The 1,577-nt window shown below is 68.5% G+C and carries 2 protein-coding genes and 1 pseudogene; all 3 read left to right on the top strand.

The window, feature by feature from the left end; translation table 11 throughout:
• Positions 1-83 precede the first annotated feature (83 nt).
• On the top strand, positions 84-467 hold the full coding sequence (locus tag Y705_RS0106020) for a cold-shock protein (RefSeq protein ID WP_026532206.1): 384 nt from the start codon (positions 84-86) through the stop codon (positions 465-467).
• Positions 376-855: pseudogene (locus Y705_RS23595) on the top strand (DUF3027 domain-containing protein); the annotation flags it as partial. The gene Y705_RS0106020 and the pseudogene Y705_RS23595, both read left to right, overlap by 92 nt.
• A 237-nt stretch (positions 856-1,092) precedes the next feature.
• Positions 1,093-1,577, top strand: a 485-nt coding sequence (locus Y705_RS21760; protein WP_155849954.1) for an MFS transporter, incomplete at its 3' end; no start/stop codon positions are given.

Below are 1,577 nucleotides of genomic sequence, written 5' to 3'. Positions count from 1 at the left end.
CCACTGCCGCCGGCCGTGGCGTCAGCCGGAACACCAAAGGACAGCGCCCTCGCGCCGCCGCAAGCTAGGAAAAGGTAACTGACGTGCCCATTGGCAAGGTGAAATGGTTCGACACCGAAAAGGGATTCGGCTTCCTGGCAACCGACGACGGCAAGGAGGTCTTCCTCCACGCCTCTGCGTTGCCTGTCGGGGTGACCGAGGTGAAGCCGGGAACCAGGTTGGAATTCGGCGTCGCGGACGGGCGCAGGGGCCCGCAGGCGCTGTCGGCCCGGATTCTTGAGGCCCAGCCCTCGATCGCCAAGGCAACGCGCAAGAACGCCGACGATATGGCCGTCATCACCGAGGACCTGATCAAGCTCCTCGACGACGTCTCCAATGGCCTTCGGAAGGGCCGCTACCCCGAGAAGTCGCACGCCACCAAGGTGGCCGCCGTCCTGCGCGCTGTCGCGAACGATCTCGACGTTTGAGGCGCCCATGATGACCAGCGGCCAGTTCCAACCCGAAGACGGCGGCGCTTCCCCGGAAGTCGTGCCGGTGGCGAAGCGCCGCGCTCCGAAGCGGCCGGCGAAGGCCGACGCCCTGCTCGAGGCTGCCGTCGAGTTCGCCCGTGCGGGAGTGCTCCAGGTCGCGCCCGCCGAGCAGGTGGGCCGGCACGTCACCTCCTATCCCGACGGCGACCGGCTGCTCACCCACCGTTTCGAGGCGTTCGTGCCCGGCTACGGCGAGTGGGAGTGGTTCGCGACGCTCGCGCGGGTTCCGCGCGGCAAGGAACCCTCGATCTGCGAGGTGGGCCTGCTGCCCTCCGAAAGGGCGTTGCTCGCTCCTGAGTGGCTGCCGTGGTCCCAGCGGGTGCGGCCCGAGGATTCGCAGGATGATGCCGAACCGGCTCCTGCCGCCGTCGNCCGCCGTCGAGAAGCCGATGGTGGTGGAGGACGGCGCGCTGGTGGAGGCCTCACAGCCGGAGCCGGCGGAGGACGTTGCCGGGGGCGCTGCCGAGGACGGTGCTGCCGACGAAGATCCGGCACAGGAACAGGGAACCGGGGCGGACAGCTAGTTGGGGCGGGACCGGGCAGGGGAGGGAGCAGCAGCCCGATGAGCACCTTCCGGTCCTTCGGTATCCGCAACTACCGCCTGTGGTTCATCGGCGCGATGGTGTCGAACATCGGGACCTGGATGCAGCGCACCGCGCAGGACTGGCTGGTCTACGACATCCTGACCGAGCAGGACGCCTCGGCCCTCGGTATCGTGATGGCACTCCAGCTTGGTCCGCAACTCCTCATCGCTCCCTGGGCCGGCCTCGTCGCCGACATCGTGGACCGCAGGAAACTGCTCATTCTCACCCAGCTCCTGATGGCCGCGCTCGGGGTGGGGCTCGGGCTGATGGTGCTCGCCGATACCGCCGAGCTCTGGCATGTCTACGCCTTCGCGCTCGCGCTCGGTGTGGTGTCCGCCTTCGATGCCCCCGCACGCCAGGCCTTCGTATCCGAGCTCGTGCGTGATGACTACCTTCCCAATGCGGTGGCCCTCAACAGTGCGTCCTTCAATGGCGCCCGGCTGGTGGGACCCGCCGTGGCGGG

Source organism: Arthrobacter sp. H41 (genome assembly GCF_000520535.1).
Classification (GTDB): domain Bacteria; phylum Actinomycetota; class Actinomycetes; order Actinomycetales; family Micrococcaceae; genus Arthrobacter_D.
This window is presented reverse-complemented; position numbering and strand designations above follow the sequence as displayed.